Genomic DNA, 5,058 nt, shown 5'->3' on the forward strand with positions numbered 1-5,058 from the left:
CCTTGCAATTTGGAAGTTTTTCATAGCGGTGAGATTCCCCAGGTTAGGATTAAAAGTCTCCGAACCGTGGGGAATGTTTTTCTGATTGCCCTTCTTCTGCCCAAAAATCCCGAATTAGCGGGTATTTCCGTTACAAAAAACATTCTACTATTCTTTTTTTTCCCAAATGGTGGTTTTATTGGGGTTTTAAAAAGACTGATTCTTGGATGTTAGTCATTAAATAGCGGTATAAATTAGCTAAATTTTACGGTAAATCACAGGCTTTATATTTTGTTGACTCAACTGATGTTGTTTGTAGTGCTTTTCAATAAGACTTTTTTGTGCGAGTGAGCAGTTACCTTTTTATCTTCAAGTTCATTAAGCTTTCTAAAGCGATCTTAAGGGCAGGATCGTGACGTAATTTATCATGGTCATTGACATCTTCATAGCCTAAAAAAATTCCATAAAGCCTTTGTGCTAATAACTCATGAACGGAATGATCTACATAAGATTGATGACGATGATCTTGAAAACAGTTACCAAACTTCTCCGTAATTCCCAGTTTTTTATCCAACTCAGCTATCCAGACAATCCCCGCATCTGAAGTGATTAGTCCCCCATCAAAATTAGCGATTATTTCTTTTCCTTTCTGTTTACTAAAGTTGATTACTTGACGAGGGGTTCGGGGATGACTGGGACTCATTAAATCAGTTTAAGGTAAATTGCTTTAATAATTAAATTATAGCATATTTTATTCTAACAATCTAGTACTATTAGAGATTTTATTAATAATTTTTTTGGAAAAATGAGTGATTGATTTATCTTTTCATCTTTGTCTAATTCGGGTTGATTTTAACTTAAAATCTGACAACAGACTGTTGGTTGGGGAAATCTGCGATCGCTCTGTTCAAACCCACTTCCTGTAAGGCTTCTGTGTTTGGCGATCGCAGATTTTGTGAGAAATTCGGGGTTAGCTGACCAACACTCTCTTAATCTGTCATTAACAATTATGGGAATTACTTTTTTAAGTTTTGGTATATTTTCCTGGTGGAATCTAGTTAAACTAAAATCTATTTAAGTCAAATAATGAATTTGCTTTTTATTTGTAGTGAAAATAAACTAAGAAGTCCCACAGCAGAAGAAGTCTTTTGTCAATATAAGGGGATCAACGCCATTGGGGCAGGAACGAGTAAGGATGCTCCAACGACAATTAGTGGGGACTTAATCGAGTGTGCCTATATCATTTTTGTAATGGAAAAAAGCCACAGAAAAAAAGTGGTAAGTAAGTTTAAAAGTTTATTAAAAGATAAAAAGCTCGTCTGCTTAGATATCCCTGATATATATGACAGAATGGAGCCAGCTTTAGTTGAACTGTTGAAAAATAAATTAAAAAGGTACATAAATAATGGATAATGGATAATGGATAATGGATAATGGATAATTACCTGTTTTTTTAGAGAATATAATTGAAAAAAGTGAGAAGTCATTCGCTTCGCTTCAATTCAAAATTATTAATTCAAAATTCACGCATTATCACCTAACTTTAGTGATGGGCTTTAAATAAGGAATATAATACTTTTTTTCTCCCTAGCTGACGCTAGGAGAACCTGTATCCTTAATTAATCAATTAATAGCAACTTATCTATATTTATTTCCAGAAGGGCAGTCATTTAAAATTATCAATTATCCATTGTCCATTATCAATTATCCATTGTCCATTATTGATGATTTAAAAATCTAAATCATCTTCTAAAGTTTCTATCAATAATTCCATCCGTTTAACTCCTTGAGAGAGAAATTGCTCACACTGCTGAATCTGTTTTAACGCTATTTCAAATTCAGAAAAGACTGCTTCTAATGGTAACTCTCCTGATTCTATCTTCTCGATTAAAGCCTCAATTTCTGCTACGGATGCTTCATAATTCCAATTTGGTTCTGTTTCTCTGGAAGAAGACATAAATATAATTAGTCTGTAATAATTTCTGTTACTTTTACTTTAATCGATCCCTGTGCCAATTGTATAATTAATTCTTGTTCTTCATTTAATTGCTCAACATCTCTAACGATTTCCTCATCAATTTGTCTCACCACAGAAAAACCTCTTTCTAACACAGCATGGGGATCTAATGCTTTTAATTTCTGCTTTAACATCAACGTTTTTATTTTGGCTTCTCTGATAGAAACTGCATTAAGGGGAATACTTTTTAAACGGTTTTTCAACCCGTCTAATTGCTCTAAATCTTGTTTGAGTCTTTGCTGAATACTAGCTATTAGTCTTTGTTTGCGCTGTTGATGTTCAATTTTTAGCACTTCATAGGAAGGAACAGCCATTTCTGCTGCTGCGGTAGGGGTATGAGCGTTTACATCTGCCACTAAGTCGGCTAAGGTTTCGTCCCTTTGGTGGCCAATACCGGTAATCACAGGAATAGGGGACTCAGCGATCGCTCTCACAACCCTTTCATCATTAAAACAGAATAAATCTTCTACGGCACCCCCACCCCTAGCTAAAATAATTAACTCCGCTCGTCCATCATTATTAACTCGTTCCATAGCTTTAACAATAGAAGATGGAGCATCTTTTCCTTGAACGGTTGCAGGAGAAAATAACACTTTAACCCCTGGGTTTCTTCGGCTTAATGTTTTTTGGATATCACCCCAAGCTGCTGCTGTTGTTGCGGTAATAACTGCTATTATTTGAGGGAATGAAGGAAGCGATCGCTTAATACTTTGATCAAATAATCCCTCTTTCGCTAGTCTGGTTTTTAGCTGTTGATACCGTAGTGCCTGAAGTCCGTCCCCTGTAGCTAATACTTCAAATACTGTTAATTGATATTCTCCCTTCTTAGGATATAAACGAATATTTCCTTTGACTAAAATCTCTGCACCTAGTTTTGGTAACTCTTGTAATCGACTTTTTTGGGAGTTCCAAATGACACATTTTAGTGTTGTTTTACCTTCACTATCACTTAGAGTAAAAAATAAACCAACAGTATGAACCTTAAGACTGGAAACTTCCCCACTAACCCACACTTGAATTAATTGGGGATCATCTTCTAATAATAACTGAATATATTCAGTTAAACCTCTAACAGATAAGGTTGTTTCTGGAATTCTGTTCATTCTAGTATCATAACAAATAAAGGAAGTTTAAACCACTGTGCTAAGGTCTTTGTTATTCTAAACTTCTTGGGTAATGAAGAGGAAATGGTATCAAAATTTACTTCAATGAATCCCAATTTTTGATAAAAAGTTTTTAGATTATCTCCTAAACATTCTACATAAAGAGTTGTCGTACTTTTTTCTATGAGATGTTGGGTTAAATGAGTCCCTAAGCCTTTATTTTGATACGTTCTTTTAACCACAAGACTGCCTAACTCTTGAGCTTGCTCAAATGTTCTTAATTGACCACAAGCAATAATTTGTCCTTCTAATTCAATCACCCAAAATTGTTCAACTTTTAACTGTGTTGGGTCAAGAAATGCCCCAAGCACTAACCATCGAATTGTCCAAATATCCTGGGGACTGGCTTGACGTAATTGACATTTTGAGAGTAGGCTGTTAGACATATAAACTACCAATTGAGACGGCACAGAAGTAAGGTTCTTCTCCTCAAAGGTTTGCCCATTTATACCAAATCTATCAATGAGCGTGAAGAGTGCGTGTTAGTTTAACTTGACCATAAACTTTTTCCACTAACTTAAGCATTTCTTCTTCCAAAGGAGTCAGATAAGGACGCTCAATTTTCCCCAACAATCTTAAAACTCCTTTTGCTGTACCTTCCAACTCTGAACCCTTTTGTAATCTAGAAATTCTACCATGAAGTTTTTGAATGGTTTGACAATCTTCTTCTGTATATTCCAACTCCTGTAAAAACTCAATTTCAACCCCTTCTAACTCACTATCCCATGTTTGTAGATCACAAGTATTTTTTGACAGTCCCGTAACAATAGCCCAACAACCATTTTTCCCTTTTAAATCAGGATTATCAAGAGACATAATCCCCACCACTTCCCCTAACTCAAACGGATTATCTTTTTCATCTCTTGTCATTTCCCTGACAACTTGTTTAACAATACGATGAGTGGGAACCTTACCATTAGCAATCTCCACCGCTTTTTCCCAAGCAACCACTTGGTCTGAATTTTCTAGGACACCCAACGGACGTACTTGAAACTCTGTAGTAGGGAGAATTTGACAACGATTCGTTGTCAGATTTTCGTAGATGTTAGCTCCTGCAATCAAATAATCCGACAGAGAGCGGGAATGACCAAATTGCTCCCGACAATACCGTTCAAAACTCGTATGAGTATCCCGATATAACTTTTGGTCACGAAGTTGCTGTAATGCTTTCCCTGCCGACCAGACAGCCCCAATAATAACCGCTTCTAATCGTTGTTTTTCAGCAAGTTCCACTTCAGTTAGGGGTTGAAATGGACTGTCTATTTGGCTGTGTTGTTCATCGCACACCACCTCAACATCAATGGTTTGTCCCCCCTGAGACTGAGCGAATAATGCCTCAAAGTCCCCATCGGTAAAACCATCAATAGCAGAACTGCGTCGTCTTCGGTATCTTACTATGACTAAATTCCTCTCAACCGGTTCAACTTTTATTATATTAAGTGGAAAATTTTGAGCAATTAACAATTAACAATTAACAATTAACAATTGATTAATTCAAGAATCAAAACTCTCCTAAACTGAAGAAACGAGTTAAGGGCGTAACTTTATGTAAATCCTCCTATTGGGGAGCGGTCATTATCCATTATCCATTGTTCATTATCCATTGTTACAAATCCTCTTCTAACAATTCACTCAATTCTAGTTGATCATTATTTCGATTATCATCATAAATCATCAAAGTATTACGATTTTTATGTCGTGATAATTTTTGCACTTTGCGAACATCCCCATCACTTTTATCCAAAAGCCATTGTTATTCGATTAATTGTCGGATTCTTATTGAGGACTCCTTTACTTATTCATTCCTGGCTTTCTTACATAACAACGAACATTTTGGTAAAGGCCCTTCCCCATTCAGACGAATTCCCCCTTGAAGGAAAATCCAGGGGAACTTTAACC

General features: G+C 35.9%; 6 protein-coding genes and 2 pseudogenes. 2 read left to right on the forward strand and 6 right to left on the reverse strand.

The window, feature by feature from the left end:
- Positions 1 to 213 (forward strand): hypothetical protein (locus CWATDRAFT_RS40770; RefSeq protein WP_042712861.1); only part of this gene is annotated, 213 nt, incomplete at its 5' end.
- 125 nt (positions 214 to 338) lie between these two features.
- On the opposite strand, the pseudogene CWATDRAFT_RS29590 reads toward CWATDRAFT_RS40770, so the two are convergent.
- Positions 339 to 682: pseudogene (locus tag CWATDRAFT_RS29590) on the reverse strand (transposase); the annotation flags it as partial.
- Between the two features lie 383 nt (positions 683 to 1,065).
- Here CWATDRAFT_RS29590 and CWATDRAFT_RS29595 point away from each other — a divergent pair.
- Positions 1,066 to 1,392, forward strand: coding sequence for a low molecular weight protein tyrosine phosphatase family protein (locus CWATDRAFT_RS29595; protein ID WP_007308406.1), 327 nt, complete (start codon positions 1,066 to 1,068; stop codon positions 1,390 to 1,392).
- Between the two features lie 316 nt (positions 1,393 to 1,708).
- Here CWATDRAFT_RS29595 and xseB read toward each other — a convergent pair whose 3' ends face one another.
- From xseB to CWATDRAFT_RS40775, 5 genes and pseudogenes are all read right to left on the reverse strand, one after another.
- A complete protein-coding gene (xseB, locus tag CWATDRAFT_RS29600) occupies positions 1,709 to 1,936 on the reverse strand; it encodes an exodeoxyribonuclease VII small subunit (protein WP_007308411.1) in 228 nt (75 codons plus the stop codon).
- An 8-nt stretch (positions 1,937 to 1,944) separates the two neighbouring features.
- Positions 1,945 to 3,099 (reverse strand): exodeoxyribonuclease VII large subunit, encoded by a 1,155-nt coding sequence (xseA, locus tag CWATDRAFT_RS29605; RefSeq protein WP_007308410.1) that lies wholly within the window; start codon positions 3,097 to 3,099, stop codon positions 1,945 to 1,947.
- Complete coding sequence (locus tag CWATDRAFT_RS29610) at positions 3,096 to 3,545, reverse strand: GNAT family N-acetyltransferase (RefSeq protein ID WP_007308409.1); 450 nt, start codon at positions 3,543 to 3,545, stop codon at positions 3,096 to 3,098. The genes xseA and CWATDRAFT_RS29610 overlap by 4 nt, the downstream gene beginning before the upstream one ends.
- Positions 3,546 to 3,618: 73 nt before the next feature.
- The gene (locus CWATDRAFT_RS29615) at positions 3,619 to 4,524 is read right to left on the reverse strand and encodes a hypothetical protein (protein ID WP_042712863.1); all 906 of its coding nucleotides are present in this window, start codon (positions 4,522 to 4,524) and stop codon (positions 3,619 to 3,621) included.
- 241 nt (positions 4,525 to 4,765) lie between these two features.
- Positions 4,766 to 5,010 (reverse strand): annotated as a pseudogene (locus CWATDRAFT_RS40775) (site-specific integrase); the annotation flags it as partial.
- Between the last annotated feature and the right edge of the window lie 48 nt (positions 5,011 to 5,058).

The organism is Crocosphaera watsonii WH 8501 (assembly GCF_000167195.1).
Classification (GTDB): Bacteria; Cyanobacteriota; Cyanobacteriia; order Cyanobacteriales; family Microcystaceae; genus Crocosphaera; species Crocosphaera watsonii.

Coding starts and splice junctions, on each gene's coding strand:
- CWATDRAFT_RS29610 (WP_007308409.1), bottom strand. CDS start 3,545: ATGTCTAACAGCCTACTCTCAAAATGTCAATTACGTCAAGCCAGTCCC.
- CWATDRAFT_RS29595 (WP_007308406.1), top strand. CDS start 1,066: ATGAATTTGCTTTTTATTTGTAGTGAAAATAAACTAAGAAGTCCCACA.
- xseB (WP_007308411.1), bottom strand. CDS start 1,936: ATGTCTTCTTCCAGAGAAACAGAACCAAATTGGAATTATGAAGCATCC.
- xseA (WP_007308410.1), bottom strand. CDS start 3,099: ATGAACAGAATTCCAGAAACAACCTTATCTGTTAGAGGTTTAACTGAA.